Origin of the sequence: Idiomarina sp. H2 (assembly GCF_004364275.1) — a bacterium.
Classification (GTDB): domain Bacteria; phylum Pseudomonadota; class Gammaproteobacteria; order Enterobacterales; family Alteromonadaceae; genus Idiomarina; species Idiomarina loihiensis.
Genome location: NZ_SNZY01000005.1, coordinates 18,570 through 34,901 on the forward strand (window position 1 = coordinate 18,570; position 16,332 = coordinate 34,901).

15 protein-coding genes are annotated in these 16,332 nt (G+C 46.8%); 3 read left to right on the forward strand and 12 right to left on the reverse strand.

All coding sequences use genetic code 11. The features are described from left to right. Positions 1–2 precede the first annotated feature (2 nt). From wbpD to DET62_RS07630, 6 genes are all read right to left on the reverse strand, one after another. Positions 3–581, reverse strand: coding sequence for a UDP-2-acetamido-3-amino-2,3-dideoxy-D-glucuronate N-acetyltransferase (gene wbpD / locus DET62_RS07605; protein ID WP_110013635.1), 579 nt, complete (start codon positions 579–581; stop codon positions 3–5). 32 nt (positions 582–613) lie between these two features. Next, a complete protein-coding gene (locus tag DET62_RS07610; RefSeq protein WP_110013634.1) occupies positions 614–1,585 on the reverse strand; it encodes a Gfo/Idh/MocA family oxidoreductase in 972 nt (323 codons plus the stop codon). Next, positions 1,585–2,898: a nucleotide sugar dehydrogenase gene (locus DET62_RS07615; protein WP_110013633.1), complete on the reverse strand. Its 1,314-nt coding sequence runs from the start codon at positions 2,896–2,898 to the stop codon at positions 1,585–1,587. Before DET62_RS07615 ends, DET62_RS07610 begins: the two co-directional genes overlap by 1 nt. A 236-nt stretch (positions 2,899–3,134) precedes the next feature. Next, positions 3,135–4,094, reverse strand: coding sequence for a Wzz/FepE/Etk N-terminal domain-containing protein (locus DET62_RS07620; protein WP_110013657.1), 960 nt, complete (start codon positions 4,092–4,094; stop codon positions 3,135–3,137). A gap of 314 nt (positions 4,095–4,408) precedes the next feature. Then, the gene (locus DET62_RS07625; protein WP_110013632.1) at positions 4,409–5,305 is read right to left on the reverse strand and encodes a nucleotidyl transferase AbiEii/AbiGii toxin family protein; all 897 of its coding nucleotides are present in this window, start codon (positions 5,303–5,305) and stop codon (positions 4,409–4,411) included. Continuing rightward, entirely contained in the window at positions 5,295–5,870 is a 576-nt protein-coding gene (locus tag DET62_RS07630) for a hypothetical protein (RefSeq protein ID WP_110013631.1), read from the reverse strand. The genes DET62_RS07625 and DET62_RS07630 overlap by 11 nt, the downstream gene beginning before the upstream one ends. 204 nt (positions 5,871–6,074) lie before the next feature. Between DET62_RS07630 and DET62_RS07635 the strand changes: the two genes are divergently transcribed. Beyond that, positions 6,075–7,466 (forward strand): MBL fold metallo-hydrolase, encoded by a 1,392-nt coding sequence (locus DET62_RS07635; RefSeq protein ID WP_110013630.1) that lies wholly within the window; start codon positions 6,075–6,077, stop codon positions 7,464–7,466. Here the strand turns inward: DET62_RS07635 and DET62_RS07640 are convergent. After that, positions 7,459–8,739 (reverse strand): HipA domain-containing protein, encoded by a 1,281-nt coding sequence (locus DET62_RS07640; RefSeq protein WP_110013629.1) that lies wholly within the window; start codon positions 8,737–8,739, stop codon positions 7,459–7,461. The genes DET62_RS07635 and DET62_RS07640 overlap by 8 nt on opposite strands. Further along, positions 8,732–9,001 carry a Cro/Cl family transcriptional regulator gene (locus tag DET62_RS07645; RefSeq protein ID WP_110013628.1) on the reverse strand — a complete coding sequence of 90 codons (270 nt, stop codon included), beginning with the start codon at positions 8,999–9,001 and terminating at the stop codon, positions 8,732–8,734. The genes DET62_RS07640 and DET62_RS07645 overlap by 8 nt, the downstream gene beginning before the upstream one ends. Before the next feature lie 401 nt (positions 9,002–9,402). Here DET62_RS07645 and DET62_RS07650 point away from each other — a divergent pair, with 401 nt between their 5' ends. Then, the gene (locus DET62_RS07650; RefSeq protein WP_133566285.1) at positions 9,403–10,047 is read left to right on the forward strand and encodes an XRE family transcriptional regulator; all 645 of its coding nucleotides are present in this window, start codon (positions 9,403–9,405) and stop codon (positions 10,045–10,047) included. A 35-nt stretch (positions 10,048–10,082) separates the two neighbouring features. On the opposite strand, the gene DET62_RS07655 is transcribed toward DET62_RS07650, so the two are convergent. From DET62_RS07655 to DET62_RS07670, 4 genes are all read right to left on the reverse strand, one after another. Then, entirely contained in the window at positions 10,083–11,357 is a 1,275-nt protein-coding gene (locus DET62_RS07655) for a Fic family protein (RefSeq protein ID WP_243734905.1), read from the reverse strand. Positions 11,358–11,563: 206 nt separating this feature from the next. After that, a complete protein-coding gene (locus tag DET62_RS07660) occupies positions 11,564–11,788 on the reverse strand; it encodes a hypothetical protein (RefSeq protein ID WP_243734908.1) in 225 nt (74 codons plus the stop codon). After that, positions 11,755–14,028, reverse strand: coding sequence for a putative inorganic carbon transporter subunit DabA (locus tag DET62_RS07665; RefSeq protein ID WP_110013624.1), 2,274 nt, complete (start codon positions 14,026–14,028; stop codon positions 11,755–11,757). The genes DET62_RS07660 and DET62_RS07665 overlap by 34 nt, the downstream gene beginning before the upstream one ends. Then, on the reverse strand, positions 14,025–15,350 hold the full coding sequence (locus DET62_RS07670) for an NADH-quinone oxidoreductase subunit L (protein ID WP_110013623.1): 1,326 nt from the start codon (positions 15,348–15,350) through the stop codon (positions 14,025–14,027). The genes DET62_RS07665 and DET62_RS07670 overlap by 4 nt, the downstream gene beginning before the upstream one ends. 112 nt (positions 15,351–15,462) lie before the next feature. Between DET62_RS07670 and DET62_RS07675 the strand changes: the two genes are divergently transcribed. Further along, positions 15,463–16,329 carry a LysR family transcriptional regulator gene (locus DET62_RS07675; protein ID WP_110013622.1) on the forward strand — a complete coding sequence of 289 codons (867 nt, stop codon included), beginning with the start codon at positions 15,463–15,465 and terminating at the stop codon, positions 16,327–16,329. Positions 16,330–16,332 lie beyond the last annotated feature (3 nt).

Sequence of the window (16,332 nt, forward strand, 5' to 3'; positions counted from 1 at the left end):
AATTAACCTTCTTTAATCACGGTTTGTCCATTTAATGTATAGGTTGCGCCTGAATGAGAACATTCAGCTTTAGCATCACCAGTCAACGGTAAATCTAATTGTTCGCCGTGTTCACTCATCCAGCCAATTTGTTTAGCCGGTACACCCACCATAAGTGCATAAGCAGGCACATCTTTATTCACAACGGCTCCGGCACCGATAAAAGCGTACTCACCGATAGTAATACCGCAAACAATAGTGCAATTAGCCCCTAAAGAAGCCCCTTTTTTAACTAAAGTGTCTTTATATTCGTCTTTGCGCTCTATCAGCGAACGAGGGTTATACACATTGGTGAAAACCATACTGGGCCCACAAAATACGCCTTCTTCTAAATACACGTTATCGTAGACTGAAACATTATTTTGTATTTTACAGTTATCGCCAATTTTCACTCGGTTACCGACGAAAACGTTTTGCCCTAATGAAACACCTTTGCCAATTTGGGCTTCACCGCAAACATGCACGAAATGCCAGACACGGCTGCCTTCACCAATTTGAGCTCCTTCATCTACAATTGCCGATTCATGTTGATAGTAACTCATAGTATGTACCTGTTCGCCTTGAATACTGTGTATTATTTTTTAAGAAGTAATGCCAGAAAAGGATGTGCTTCCTTAGTTTCTGCAGATTGCGGCTGCTGAGTACGAATTTGCTCTACGGTTTCCACACAATGTCGGGCATCTTTAATACCATAACCTCGACCCGCTAGTATCTCTTGATAACTCACTGTGTGAAGGTCGGTAAAACCACCTGAAAACTCTAACTCTTCACCATCGCAATTAATGGTTCTGTAGGTTGTTTTTTTACCTTTCACTTCATCCGGTAAGTCATTGGCGTCAATGGAAAGTAACCATTTTACTCGTGCATTTTCATATTCTAAGTAGCCAGATGCCTTCAGGTCATCAGTGTAATGAAGCACATTCGTCTGTAACTTCCCAAAAATAAAATGCAGCATATCGAAAAAATGCACGCCAATATTAGTTGCCACACCAAATGACTTTCTTGGGTCACCCTTCCAGCTCTCGAGATACCATTTACCACGAGACGTGATGTAAGTAAGCTCAACTTCGTGTTTCTCATCTTTTTTTGAATTAGCCACCTTATCCCGTAACTCAATGATTGCCGGGTGATGGCGTAGTTGAAGGATGTTGTAAACTTTCTTGCCCGTCTCTTGTTCAACCCGTTCTAGTTCATCTAAATCGTTACTCGTTGGAACCAAAGGTTTTTCGCAAATAACATCACAACCTAAACGTAAACCGGCGGCTATATGCGAAGCATGCATGTGATTTGGAGAGCATATCGAAACATAATCTAACTTTGTGCTGTTGTTCCGCTTTAACTGCCAAGCGTGCTCATAAAAACGTTCAAAGTCAGTAAAGAATTCGCTTTGTGGCGAAATGCTGTCAATAATACCGACCGAATCGTTAGTGTCATAAGCCGCACTTAAGATATTGTTGGTTTCTTTTATCGCTTTCATATGGCGGGGGGCTATATAACCAGCAGCACCTACAAGGGCAAAGTTCTTATTCGTATTTGAATCAGTCATTACGCTTTAATCACCTTTCCGTTCTTTTCTCTATACTTGCCGCGCGAATCAATAATTATCCGAGAATTTTCGTATATTACGTCATAATCAAATTTTTCGTGATCAGTTGCCAGAATGACAGCATCGAAACTATTCAAGTTTTCTGGTGTTAATTCAGTACTGTCTAAATCAAAACTGTGTTCACGCATTTTGGGGAAAGTTGGTACATGTGGGTCACTGTACGCAACTTCTGCGCCCTTATCGCGAATTAGCTCCATTATCTCAACAGAAGGAGATTCGCGCATGTCATCAACGTTCTTTTTATAGGCAATACCTAATACCAATATTCGACTGCCATTTACTGACTTTTGATGCTTGTTTAAGCCGTCCATGAGTTTGTTCACGACATACTCGGGCATAGCACGGTTTACTTCACCCGATAGCTCAATAAAACGTGTATTAAGACCGTATTCCTTAGCTTTCCAGGTTAAGTAAAATGGATCAATAGGAATACAGTGTCCACCGAGCCCGGGTCCCGGATAGTAAGGGGTAAAACCAAATGGTTTTGTTGCCGCAGCGTCAACAACTTCGAAAATATCAATGCCCATGCTGTCCGCAACTATCTTCATTTCGTTAACTAAGCCAATATTCACAGCGCGATGAATATTTTCTAATAACTTAGTCAGTTCCGCAGCTTTGGTTGAGCTTACGGGAACAACCTTATCGATAGCTTGCTCATAAAGCGCCACTCCAACTTCTCTGCAAGCCGGTGTATGACCGCCAACCACTTTAGGAATCGTCTGTGTATTAAAGTTCGGGTTCCCAGGGTCTTCTCGTTCAGGTGAATAGACCAGGAAAATCTCTTTTCCTACTTTTAAACCATTTTGCTCAACTCTTGGCAAAAGCTCTTCTTCTGTTGTACCCGGATAGGTCGTACTTTCTAATGACACCACCTGACCTTCTCGCAAATAGGGAGCCATCATGTCAGTGGTGCGAGTCACATAGCTAATATCCGGCTCACGGTATTTGTTAAGCGGTGTTGGTACACACAAGATAAGCGCATCGCATTCAGAAACTCGCTCAAAGTCGGCGGTGGCTTCAAAGCCATTATCAACCGCAGCTTTCATAGCATCATCGCTTATATGTTCGATGCTGCTGTGCCCCGTGTTAAGTTCAGCAACTTTTGTTTCATCAACATCAAAGCCAATCGTTTTGTAATTTAATGAGCTGTAGCGAAGTGCTAACGGTTGCCCCACATAACCTAAACCTAAGATACCTATCTTGGCTTTCTTACTGTTTAATAATTCAACTAAATCACTTTTGAAATCTTTCACAGGATTACCACTTAGTTTAAAAATGGAAAAGATGTACTACTTTAAAATTCTCATTCAAACGAAAAAAATGCCGAAAATTTTCGGTATTAAAACTCAGGATTTTTTCTTGGAAAGACAATTTTTGTTGTGTTTGAGACTGAAAAATGGCACTTAAATCTTACTTAACTTATTGATTAATAAGATTAAATTTACAAATTTAGCAATAGGTCCTGCTATTACAAAATTTCAGCCCTTCACTATATTTTCGTCTCTTTTCTAAATATATTTCTGACTAACACAAAGCCGACGCTTAAAAAGCCGCCTAAGAAGGTGCCAATAATGCATATTAACGCACGCGATGGTTTGGCTTTTTGTTCTGGCACTACGGCTGGGTCTAGCGTTTGGAAAATGTACTCTGGGCGCACATTCGCCAGCATAATTGTTTGTGTTTGCTTTTCTATTAGCTGATAGAATACCTGCTGCATGTCACTTAACGATGTGCTTTGCAGTTCTTTATCTAAATATTCAAGGCTTCGCTGGGCTTCCTGAATGTCACGCTCACGCATGTGGTTGTTTATTTCTTCAATAAGCCAAACTACCCACTGTTCAGCTACTTCGGGTGACTGATGGTTTACTGCTATTGTTACGAGACCGGTTGTGTCGTCCTTGCTAACTTCCAGTACACTCTCTCTGAAAACTTTTACGTACTCCCAGCTAGACGGTTCCGGCTGTTTAGGTGGCTCGACTTCTCTGACCCATTCTTTGGTGTCCGGGTTATACAGCTCGTTGTTAAAGACAACACCGCTGCCTCGGTTCCATTCCTCTACCGCCATAAGCTCTGGCAAAATGTCGTACTTTTCGACAAAGCCTTTTATGAAGGCGCGAGACTTTAAAATTTCGAGGGCGATTGTGGTTTTGTCGGTATTACCACCACCGAGATTAACGCCAGCTAAGCTTGCCAGACCACCCAATTGCCCCGCCATTTGCGAGAGTCCGCCACCACTAGCTTCTTCCGTCGGCGCCAAGGTTGCCTCTGACTTATAAATATTCGGCAGGCTTAGCGAGTAAATAACCGAGCCCACGGCGAACACAAAAGTAATGGCAATAATCCACCATTTGCCCTGCCAGATAATGCCAAACAGCTCGCGCAGGTCAATTTCGTCGTCTTGGTAATCCGAATGCCGTTGAGGGTCGTAGTTATGAGTATCGTTTGTCATTATTGGGCCTTCAGGCACGCTACCGCCCATGGGTTGCGGTTCCCATAGGCCGGTGGTGCAGGTAATTATGTAATTTATTCGTATTATTCTGAATTTTGATCAAGCGGGTATCATACCGTATGCAGCCCTTTTCCTACAACGGCTTTATTGTTAGTAATTGATGATATTTTAAGCGGTTAGTTCAGTTGCCGGATTACATTACCGGCGGAGTAAACCGGTACTGACGAATCTGTCGATTATTAATTTGACATAACTGTCGCATTAAACTTGGTTTTGAACATAACTGTAACGCTAATCTGTTCCTGCTACTCGACTCACATCTTAAATTTTGGCGAGTCACTACCTTGCTCTCGTAACAACTGGTCGCCCATTCGGATCACGGTATCGGTAAGATAGTCGATAAAACCATCCTGCTCGATACTATTAGCGACCGTTGATGAGTGTAGAAAGCGTCGCATTTCCTGCTGAAAATCACCTGAAGCCATATAAGAAGGTAGTTCTTGTAACCGCCCGGAAAGCGCTTCAAAACCGGCAGGTTGATGATAGTCCTGAAACTTGGTTCGGACTAACTCCGCATCTACCTGTACATTACGCTGATTTAGCCAAGCAATATCCCAAACATCTCGTGCTTTAATCGAACGGCGCAGGGCTAGAGCAACAAACTTGTCAGCAGCAATTTCTTCGAGAGTTTCACAGTTGAGAAGAATGCTTACGTAGGCATCGGGAACACTAGGATAGGTTTTTACAAGCGGCCTTAGAACTTGCGTATGGGCAATAACTGTTGCAACTTCCAATTTCACTTTCTGCCATGGCAGGCTTTTCTTATCAGGCTCGGTTTCAATAGATATTTTCCAACGGCCTACCTGAATCGCCTCTTTATTCGATAACTTTCCATAATTAGGTTCAGTCACATTGACTTTAAGATTGTGCCTTTGCGACAGGTCTTCATGTAGGCAATCACGAAGATGAGCTAGCTGATCAAAGTCAAAATCTGCGCCGCCGACAAAATCCAAATCTTCCGATAGCCTACTCGATCCATACATCATTCGCAGACAGGTACCACCTTGAAAGGTAAGTTGTTTAAGAAAACCGTGCTTTGCCATTGAAGCTAGTACTTCATAATGGAGCAGCTCTTTTTCAACTGTTGTTGTAAGACCCGCTAACTCAGACGAATCAGCACAAATTTTTTGCGCAAGAGATTTAATGTTCATAGTTATCACTTCCTTGTCTTGTAATCGCTTCACTTAAAGCATCCTGGTCAACCAATTCGAGATTTCGTCCGACGTTTTTCAAATCTAAGTACGCTCTCTTTATTGTCGCTTCTCTCAATGGGTAATCATCTAATGGATACGTCTCATTAGTGATTGCCATTGGGTCACGCTTAGTATGTGTAAGCTCGAGCGTCCCAAGCGGAGTTTTGAATATTCCATTCCGCCCCGTTGTCATTACAGTGGCATAATCAAACATCTGCTGACTAATAACGCTATATTTGCTGAGTACAGATTCCAAACTGAGGTAATTAAGGCTTGATGGCCGCACCAAATGCGGTAAGTGAAAAATACTCGTCGAGTGGTAATAGTGGCTTTCAGGAAAAGCCCATACTCCCCGACAAATCTTTTGAAGGACGCCTTTTTTTACCAGGTAATTTAGACGGACTTTTAGTGCATCGTTTGAATATTCTGGCATTAACATCTTAAATTGTGGCATAGATACAAGCGCATGATGTGTATATTTTTGCAACGCATGTAACTTACCTTTCAACTGATGTGTGCTCATAGGTTCACATTAGGTTAATAAACTTAATAACCTAGCGTACACCAAGCAACCAATTAGGTCTACAATTAGTTATCAAAAAAGATAACCTACTGTAAACTTAAAGACCTCGGTTATTTGGAATGATCCAATATCACCCTTTTGTCCGATAGCGCTTTTCCGTTGGTTTTTGTAATCTGGTTGTTTTAAACGAGACGGAACCTACACATGGATGTTATTCATCACGGCGCGTTCGAGGGCGTTACAGGCTCTTGCCACGAACTGTTGTTAGACAGTGACCACTCACTTTTAATTGACTGCGGGTTGTTTCAGGGGGCTGAAACCTCGGGTTCGGGCGCGGACTCAAACACCCAAGAAATTGATTTCGATATTACTAAGGTGCAGGCGTTGGTGGTGACCCACTGCCACATTGACCACGTGGGTCGCATTCCCTGGTTGTTGATTGCCAGCTTTTCCGGCCCTATTTACTGCACTAAAGCTACCGCCCATTTGTTGCCGCTGGTGATTGAAGACGCGTTAAAGGTGGGCTTAACCCGCAACGCCGATATTATTGATGCAGTAGTGACTCGCCTGCAGCGCCAGCTACAGCCGGTGGAGTACGATGATTGGTTAGAACTGCCTGCCGACTTCTCTACTGAGCGCTTTAAGCTGCGCTTTCGTCAGGCGGGCCATATTCTGGGGTCGTCTTATGTGGAAATTGAGAATGTGAATAATCACTACCGTGTGGTGTTCTCGGGTGACCTGGGTTGTAAAAACACGCCGTTGCTGCCCGACCCTACCCCGCTGGAGCGCGCCGACTTTCTGTTGCTGGAAAGCACTTACGGCGACAAGAACCATGAGTCGCGCCTTGACCGCGAGCAACACCTGAAGTCGGTGGTTGAGCGTTGTGTGGAGAACAAAGGCACTATTTTAATTCCGGCGTTTAGTATTGGCCGTACGCAAGAGCTTTTGTACGAGTTAGAAGACATTATTCATAAAGCAAGGGCTAAGGAAGCGGAGACTGGGGTAGCGGATGCCGTATGGCACAAAATGACGGTTATTTTAGATTCGCCACTGGCCGCGCAATTTACCAAACAGTACCGAGCCATGAAGGCGTTGTGGGACGAAGAGGCATTGGCACGGGTTGACGAAGACCGACATCCGTTAAACTTCGACCGTATGATGACGGTAGACGACCACAGTGACCATGAGCGCGTAGTGAATTATTTAAAAAGCAGCGGCGACCCCTGCATTGTTATTGCCGCCAGCGGTATGTGCACCGGCGGACGTATGCTCAATTACTTAAAAGCCTTGCTGCCCGATTCGCGCACCGATGTGTTGTTTGTGGGCTACCAGGCCGCCGGAACCCCGGGGCGCGATATACAAACCTACGGTCCGCGCGGTGGTTATGTCGACTTAGACCACGAGCGTGTTTACATAAAGGCGGGCATTTACACCTTAGGCGGCTACTCCGCTCACGCCGACCAACAAGAGCTTTTAGATTTTATAGATGCCACCGAAGCTCCGGTGAAGCGCATACGCTTAATTCACGGAGAGCCCGACGCCCGTTTGGCGTTGGCTGCGAAAATAAAAGATCGGTATGGGATAGTCGTCAGCTGAGTTGGCTCGCGAATTCACCAATACAGCGGTATCGTATATTGCGCAACAGCTGCAACTCGCTGGCTTTTGACTCAAAATTGGGCTGTTGCTCAAGCTCGGTGATAAGTTTGTCGGCTTCTTGCTGAATGCTTCTGCACAGCCGCTCTATTTCTCGCTCTGCGACGAACTTGTTAAGCCCTAAGTCCTCTGCGAACGCTAAAACAGATTGTCGTGTCACCTGCCCAAAATGATGAGCGTCGCCAATGGGTTGCGACAGCTCTTCGTTGACATGATCTCTTGCGTCAGCGTATACCGCTGTAGAGAGCAAATCATAATGAGGCATTAACTGACAGTCATTTACGCTGTAGCGAAACGTTAAATTTTTAAGGTGCGCATCGCCATTGCCGACAAGAAAATTAAACAGCGCCCAACGAAACAGTCGAAAAGCCGTTTGTGCTGGTGCCCGGGTCATATCGACCAAGCGTTTTAACGCTGTTACGTTGCTTGCACGATATTTCGCAGATGCTGAAATATCCAGCATTTGGCAGCCATCAAGAACGTGTAAACGCTGGGTATTTGGGTAAGTGCCTGCGCGATCAAAACGCTCAACGATGTATATGGGTTCTGGCACGTAATCTATAGAAACTTTAGGCACAATTAGCTGGCACCGCTGTGCCAGCGTCATCACGAAATATTCGTTACGAACGGTAAACCAGTAAAATTCGGGTTGGGTATGCTCTGGTTTTAAAATGTGGGTAGAGGGTGTTTCTCCGCTGGGTTCGAACCGGCCTTCGTCGTTAATAACCAACAACATTTTATGCTGAGCGCCAGCCAGCGACATACGCTTGCGCTGTTTGCTATTCATTTGTCCTTTCGGAAGCGTATGAATACGACGGCTAATGTCACCGTCGGTTAACGGGAACAGGTCACCCGGCGGTAAAGCCTCTCCGGGGTTTAATAATGTAATAGCTCCGGCAGACTCTCCGCCTATTGCTTCTAACAGAGCAAACGCGTCTTCTTTGTCTAAGTCGTAGTCTTTTGCCAGAACCTCCCGAGCTTTTTCCTCTGGCAGAAGGTTGTCAAAAAACCACTGTACGGGACGTTGCGTTCCGGTATCTATGTGCTCTTTTTTGTTTAGGATTAGCGAGGGCGTTAAAGCAAAACTTTTGGGGTCTTTTAGCCAACTTTGCGTGTACTCGAAAACCCAAAGCCCGTTGTGCTCTTTTAGCTGCCCAACAGGCTTGTCGTTAATGTAAACGTCGAGTTTTCGCTCTTCGACAAGTGAACTACTCATGATTGGACTGTCCGGTTAATTCTGTGAGCTTGTTACTTGAAACACTGTCAGGAATGTCTAGGTAGACTCTTATGCCAAGCGCATTCAGTACATTTAGGGCTTTTTCCAGTTGCACTGTTGGCTTGCCATTTTCGAATTGACTCACAAAATTAATGCCACAGCCTGCAAAAGCGCCAGCTGTTGTCTGATCCAGCTCTTGTTGCTGCCGCACGATTTTTGCAATGCGCCCGATGGTTTTTGTGTCTTTTGCTTCCAGCAACATGGGTGCTCCTTTTCTGGACCGCACCTGACGTAATAACGTCAGGCTACATGCACCGTGCAACCCGATGCGAAAGCCTTGTAGCCTGATGCTATTGCATCAGGTGCGGTTCTTAATTCATTAGATTGAGTGAATATAGATCTAAGAATGCAGAAAATCAACATAATTCACTCGAAAGAATGAAAATAGACAATACCCGAGTTTTTAAATCCAAAATTCATTTGAACGAATGAATTTTAAAACGAATGTAAATAAGATCAGCTACAACCGCTCGGCGAGATCAGCGGGCGCAATGTAGCGCATGGCTTTTTCATACAGCACAGTATGCTTTGTCTGATTCTTTTCCCATACCGGCTTGTGTAGCCTTGTTACTTGGTTCACCGAAATCTTAGTTTCACTTTAAGTTGCTAAATATCGCAAAATGCGATATTTTTATCAGCATAGGATGCATTTTGAGAATTATCACAAAGAAGCGAGTAAAAAATGCCATGCTTCAATACCCTCAGTGGCAAGCAGGGTTAGATTTATGGTGTCATATTTTTAGTCAAAGCTCTCTTAATGCGCATTCTTACAACCAAATTAAAAAGGTAATGACTATGAACGCTCAACAGGACGAAATGGTCGCACTAGGGCAAGTAGCTTCTGCAATAAGTGCTACAGCAACGGAGTTTGCTGGAACTGCCGTTGAACTTTTTCATTACACTTATACACCCATTCAGTCTGAAAAAGAGCTTATTGATAGAGCCGCTGTTATGGACTACTTAATGGATTTGGCTCAGCACGAAAACGATATTGTGCTAGTGTTTGCTAACGCAATTTCTGATCGCATCGAAGAATTTGAAAATCAAATGGAAATACCTACTGTTCCAGTTGCCGAGAAGCTAAAAATGCTAATGGAAACCCGCTCAGTAAAACAGAAAGACTTGAAGAATATAGCGCCTCAAAGCGTAATAAGCGAGCTATTAAACGGCAAGCGCACTGTCAACCTAAACCAAGCAAAAGGCTTTGCCAGATATTTTAACCTTCCTGTTAGCTACTTTGTTGAATAGATACCGCACCTGACGTAATTACGTCAGGAGTACGACTACAGCCGTTCGGCAAGATCAGCGGGCGCAATGTAACGCATGGCTTTGCCTTTGCTGGCTTTACCCACCAATAGCAAGTCTCGCTTGGCGAGGTCGTTTAAATAGGTCCGTGCGGTATTCTCATTACATCCAAGGTTGTTTGCCACGGTTTTCACGGTGAATACCCGCCCCGGGTTCTTCACCGCTTCTTTTAATATGTCCAGTTGCCCCCTTTTTAGAGCTTTGGCAACAGAGCTTTTTTCAACCCAATTCATGAACTCGAATATTTCTTTTTGTTTACGCTCTATGTAGTCCCTCAAGGCATCAACTGCATTCACCACAATGCCGACCTGATGATACAGAAAGTACGTTAGGTCATTATCGTCAGTTTCGGTGTATAAAAACGCCTGATCATAGTCGGTACGTTTTTCCTGAATCAGTTTACTAATGGACACATACTCGAACAGCCAGTAGCCCGACTTCAGCATAAACCAATAAAACAAAGCTCTTGCAGTACGTCCGTTGCCATCGCCAAACGGGTGAATATAGGCCACCATAAAGTGCAGAATGATAGCTTTGACTAAAGGATGAATGAAATTATCCGAGTTAAGTTGTCCGTGCTCTTCATTGGCAAACTGACACAGCTTTTCCATACGTTCCTGTAGGCTACTCGCTTTCGGCGGCACATGCGCTACGTCGTTATATTGGTCGCGTATATCAATATCGTCGCTCGTTCTGAACTCACCCGGAACCGCGTCATTATCGATAGCATTATGGGTCGCTATCTCATGTAACTCCAAAATAAGAGGAATGTTTAATTCATCACTCTTCAGACTGACCGCCCGCTTCATTAAACGGTAGTTATTGGCGATCATTTGTTCGGATTTGTTCTGTGGCTGACGCTCCGATTCAAGCATCTCTTTCGCAACTTTGCGCGTTGTCGACGCTCCTTCCAGTTGCGAAGACGTAATAGCCTCTTCCATCAATAAACTTTGGACTAAATAGGCATTCTTTTCCTGCTTTCCGAAGAAAGGATGATCGGAAACGCTTTGCGAACCTCCGGTCAGCTTATCAATATAATGGAGTTTTGCCTGTAAAGAGTCGGGGATACAGGCTTTAAAGCAAGATGCGTCATTGATAATGCATAACTCTGATAAATTGCGACTCACATTGGTTCTGGCAATTTTGGTTGCTAACCATGCGAGCTCTGCGTTATCGCTTTTTTTAACCCGCCACTTGAATTTGTCCCACGGTAAGTACTCACCTTTCGAGTTGGTGATACTATAAGTTTTCATTGCTTTAAAAACCGCCTCAGGTGGAAATTCCGAAAATAGTTTTTCCATAGAAAGTGGTACTCTAACCCTTGCCATTACTGTTATCCAAAGCAAAAAATTGAATTTAAATATAGTAAAAAAACAAAGAAAACACAAATTTTAAAATTTACGTTTTAATATACTCCATAGATAAGTCGCATTAGTGATAGGATCGAAATATCAGGCTACTACCACTCAACAACAACGGGTTGTTCAAGGTAGGGGTTGTGGTGGGTGCGCAGGCTTTCTTTGGCGGCTTCTTCGGAGTTCAGCCCGTGGTCGATGCTGCCGTCGTTGTAGCGCAGGGCGAAGGGCTGGTTAAACGGCCGCGAGCGCACGCAGTCATAAAAGGCTTTCAGGGTACGGCAGGTTGTCGCTGTCATTTTGCTGTTACTGGTGTTGTCACTGGACATAGTTCACCTCGCGCGTTCAGTCGATGCAGATTGACCCACTGTTGTTCAAAAAGTTCATTAAAGGCGTTAGCTCTGGCCAGCGCCTGATGAATGGCCGTTTCGGCCGCTTCGACAACAACCTGCAGCCGCATAGGCCGATGCACAAAGTCGCTACCGTTATGCACCGACTGCCAGGCCAGCCCCTGACGCAAGTCGCCACCGTTGCCTTCAAAAACACCAATATCGTTGGCTACCCGGTTATGCAGCAACTTATTGCCGCTACCCAGTTGTTTGGGCTCGGTTACCGAGCAGTAGTACTGCCAGTTTATCCAGTTTGCGACCAGACCCGGCGCGCTCATGAGTTGAGCCAGCAGTTCGCCATTCGGGTCATTTTTACTGTTGTAGTCGTGCAGAAAGTTACCGCCGATAGTTTCAGCAGAGGTTAGCCGCTCAGCCTGCCCGAAAAATAAGACGTTGTTGTCAGCCAACCCCCACTCCGGACGTAGCTCAGCCCAGTGGCCGGAGCGTGTTTCACGGTCTTTTGCTGACTCGCCACTGGCCTGGGTTAGCTTTTCTGTTGCTGCGCGGAACACTTGTTTGACGCTGTCCGGCACGTTATTAGATAACCAGATAACCTTGTCGGTGACGGTTTCGTGCAGAGCGGAATGAAACTGGGTAGCTTCAGGAATAGCAACGCCCTGCTCGCGTAAATGCTCACGAATATTCTGATTATTAAGCAGCCGTACTAGCACCCGGGCACTTAACGCACCGGTTTGACCGCCGCAGGCGCCGCAGTTAAGCCCTGCTCGTTGAGCATTGTTGCTGTGATGCGAGCCATGCCCGACCAGCACAATATGCTGCGCAAAACGCTCAAACTGCATTCCCGCCAGAGCCTGCTGACATATATTCACCAGCGATTCTATTGACGCTTCACCGCTGTGCTCACAAATGCTGCCGTCAGCAATGTACGCATTATTAGCCGTAGCCAGTTGTCCGGGCACGCCAGTGAGTAAAGACTTTAGTTTACTTAAGCCCAGCGCCTCAACGCCGCTGAACATGGATACTGGCGCATTGAACATATTGCTTAATAAGGAACCAACCGATTGCTTACGCGCCGGTGCTTTAATGTAATACGCCGGCTGCAGTAACCCCGGTACATGAGGAACATCGCGACCTTTGCGCTGAATGGCCAGCGGCACCCCGAAGAACCCGGCAAAGCCTTTGCTTTGTACGTAGCTGCCAAGGCTTTTTCCGGCCTGCTCAAGCGCACGGCGGTAACGCTCTGAGCGCACATCAATGCAGAACACCGCTTGCACGTCCGGCGTGTTGTTCTCTTCTGCCGTGTCGGGTTTAAACTGCAACCTGCTTAGCTGCGAGCGTTCGTAAGCTGCCTGCCACTGCCACAATAAGCTATTGTGCTGCTCAATATGAGCCACCTGCCCTTCACAATTTTCAATTTGTGCGCTTAAAGCCTGCTGCAGCTGCTGGTAAACCTTAGTATTGGTGCGCTCGGCCAGCTGCCACAGAATATATTCCCAGGCCAGCCGAATGCACAACAACTCGAATACCCACTGGCTGTCCTGACGGGCGTCCTGATACGCAAATGCGGCAGCCCAACCCCATAAGTCACTGATAAGCGCCTGGCTGTAACAGCGTAGAGCGTAATCTGACGCGTCACTTAAAAAGTTGTCATGGCACACTTGAATAAGCTTGTGTGGGTCATCCGGCAATTGTGCGAACAATTCGGTGAGTTCAGCCTCGTCCATTAAGGTTTCAATGCCGCGATCGGCACGCGAAATAGTCAGCCAATGCTGATACAACGAGCTGTCTTTACCGGCCTGCTGAAAGCGGGTTGGAAACTGCATAAATAAGCCACAGGTTTGGCTAATTTGCAGCACCACCTCGTCGTTCCAGCGCATTTTGCGGCGACGCCGCGTGTATTTGTCCACCAACTGGCTTAGGTTACGCCACTGCGGCAGTTGCGCTTTTAGCAGGGACCGCTGCTCCAGCTCGTTTACCATTTTGTTGGTGACCAGCGCTGCGTCTATTCGGTTTTGCTGCCATTGTTGCCAGTAAAAGTCCGGGCTCATGAGCAAACGCGTTCCGGCGCTGTAACGCCAGTGCGCAGCAACACCGGCTACCGGCTGTTGGCGGTAATGCCAGAAGGGGTTAACCGCTATCCACTGAGACAACGGCCACTGCGGCGCAATGGCTTTACTCACTTGTTCGGCAATAGTCGCTAAACGATTCGCTGCGCTCATGAGTGTTTCTCCTGCTGAATGCGACCCTGCCGCTGGTAATAGTGAATGGGGTGACTGGGCCAGAGCCACAGCACCAGCCGCGTTAACCATTCGTCTAGATACAACCCGGCGTTTAAGGTAATGAACCAGCGCTGGCTAAGCCGGTGCGACGGCGTGTGATGCACCAGCCAGTAGGTAAAGGCGAAGGCGTTAAACATAAGGGTTACCGCGGGTTCCAGCCAGACGTTACTGAATGGTGGCTGCGGCTCAATAATCTGATGCGCCAACGCACCCAGCAAAAGGTAAACTACGACAGTTAACGCCGACACCGCAATTCGCAGCAGCTTCTGATGCAGGTTCATCCATAAGGTAGTTAGCGCCATGGCGAGTAACGCCGACGGAAGCCATTTAGGGTTACCGAGAAACCACCAGCAGGCGGCGGCAATAATTCCCTGAAACGCTATAAAGACAACACCAATACGCCACAACGACCGGGCCTGAGGCTGCTTTATTATTGCGACCTCGCTTACCGACAAAAACGCATGGGCTTTATACACTGAGTGCGCCACCAGGTGCAGTAGGGCTAAGTCATAATAACCCAGACCAATTTCCAGCAGCATAAGCCCCATTTGCGCGCTGGTAGACCAGGCTAAACGCACTTTTATGCTAATGCGGGTGGCCATAATAAGGGCGGCAAAGCAGCACGACGCCGCCGACACCAGACACAGCAGCCATACGGCCGGCGCGCTGTTACTCCATAGTGGTACGGTTGCCAGCAGCAAAAAACCGCCCAGGTTAATAATGCCGGCATGCAGTAAAGCAGAAACCGGGGTTGGTGCTTCAACCACCTGAATGAGCCAGCCGTGCAAGGGTAGCTGGGCGCATTTAATGAGAGCCGCCATAACCAGACACAACGCGGCAATGTGCTGAGAAAGGTGCGTGGGGGCAGTGCCGAACTGCTGCAAAACCGTGTCCAGCTGCAGACTGCCGGTGGTTAAGTACATAATAATAAACGCCGTGCCCAGAAAGGTTTCGGAGCAGCGTGCCAGAATGAATTTTTTGTGCGCAGCCAGTACGGCGCGGTCGCGTTCAGGGTAGAACATAAGCAGGCTGTGCAACTGCAGGCTTATTGCCATCCAGGCGGCGAAAAAGACAATAAGGTTATTGCTGACAATAAGAATGAAGACCGCTGTAAGGCAGCCAACCAGCTTGGTGACGAATGAGCGGCGGCGCGGATCCAGCCGGAAATTTCTGAAGGCGTAGCGCGTAACGACCCACGCTAATACTGCAACCAGCACCAGTAAAACCGGTCGTATGCCCGATAGTGTCAACCATTCTGCCATGAATGCGCCTCGTGTGTCTTATTTGGAGTAATTATGGAGGCTGGCTTGATGTTAAGTAAAATAGATATAAACTATAATTTCATTCGTTTTAAGTGAACGGTTGGTAAGCCCGATGAATTATAAACACCTTTATTATTTTTGGCACGTGGCAGAAAACGGGCATTTAACCCAAACCGCGCAGAAGCTTCATGTGTCGCAGTCGGCGTTGTCGGCGCAAATAAAACAATTGGAAGAGTGGCTGGGTACCCCACTGTTTGAGCGCACAGGGCGTAAGTTAGTGCTGACTCAGGCCGGGTACATTGCACGCCAGTATGCCGACCGTATTTTCCACGAGGGTGAGAACCTGGTTAACCAGCTAAAGCAAGGCATGGACGGCAGTGATTTGGTTGTGCGCATTGGTCATGCCTCGACTATGTCGCGTAACTTTGTGGAAGCTTTTATTCACGAGCTGGTGCATCAGCAGGACGTTCAGTACCGGCTGCATTCGATGACGCCGGACCAGTTATTTAATGAGCTGGCGGATCATCAAATTGATATTGCGCTGGCCAATACCAGTGTGCGCGGCAGCGATAAGCAGTTGTGGCAAAGCCGCTTGCTGGCGCGGCAGCCGGTGTCTGTTATTGGGCCACCGGGGCGCGACATAGAACAGTTAACCGATGCGGCGTTGCGCGAAAATAACTGGGTGTTGCCGCCGGAGAATATGCCGTTGCGTGCGGCCTTCGATATGCTCAGTGCGGAATACAACTGGCAACCGCGAGTGCTGGCCGAGGCCGACGATATGGCGATGCTGCGACTGTTAGCCAGGGATACCGGCGCGCTGGCGGTCATTCCCGACGTTGTGGTGCGGGACGAGCTGACCAGCGGGCAGTTGAAGCGCTACTTAACCTTGCCCAATGTATTCGAGCATTTTTACGCCATAACCCTGAAGCGCCCGTTCGAACACCCCATGGTCGCCAAGCTGCTGCAGCGGTTTGTTTAATTT

Bases quoted from the DNA above. Each gene is read 5' to 3' on its own strand.
- DET62_RS07655 (WP_243734905.1), bottom strand. From the start codon at position 11,357: ATGAAAACTTATAGTATCACCAACTCGAAAGGTGAGTACTTACCGTGG.
- DET62_RS07675 (WP_110013622.1), top strand. From the start codon at position 15,463: ATGAATTATAAACACCTTTATTATTTTTGGCACGTGGCAGAAAACGGG.
- DET62_RS07665 (WP_110013624.1), bottom strand. From the start codon at position 14,028: ATGAGCGCAGCGAATCGTTTAGCGACTATTGCCGAACAAGTGAGTAAA.
- DET62_RS07620 (WP_110013657.1), bottom strand. From the start codon at position 4,094: ATGACAAACGATACTCATAACTACGACCCTCAACGGCATTCGGATTAC.
- DET62_RS07610 (WP_110013634.1), bottom strand. From the start codon at position 1,585: ATGACTGATTCAAATACGAATAAGAACTTTGCCCTTGTAGGTGCTGCT.
- DET62_RS07645 (WP_110013628.1), bottom strand. From the start codon at position 9,001: ATGTTGCTGGAAGCAAAAGACACAAAAACCATCGGGCGCATTGCAAAA.
- DET62_RS07640 (WP_110013629.1), bottom strand. From the start codon at position 8,739: ATGAGTAGTTCACTTGTCGAAGAGCGAAAACTCGACGTTTACATTAAC.
- DET62_RS07660 (WP_243734908.1), bottom strand. From the start codon at position 11,788: ATGTCCAGTGACAACACCAGTAACAGCAAAATGACAGCGACAACCTGC.
- DET62_RS07635 (WP_110013630.1), top strand. From the start codon at position 6,075: ATGGATGTTATTCATCACGGCGCGTTCGAGGGCGTTACAGGCTCTTGC.
- wbpD (WP_110013635.1), bottom strand. From the start codon at position 581: ATGAGTTACTATCAACATGAATCGGCAATTGTAGATGAAGGAGCTCAA.
- DET62_RS07625 (WP_110013632.1), bottom strand. From the start codon at position 5,305: ATGAACATTAAATCTCTTGCGCAAAAAATTTGTGCTGATTCGTCTGAG.
- DET62_RS07630 (WP_110013631.1), bottom strand. From the start codon at position 5,870: ATGAGCACACATCAGTTGAAAGGTAAGTTACATGCGTTGCAAAAATAT.
- DET62_RS07670 (WP_110013623.1), bottom strand. From the start codon at position 15,350: ATGGCAGAATGGTTGACACTATCGGGCATACGACCGGTTTTACTGGTG.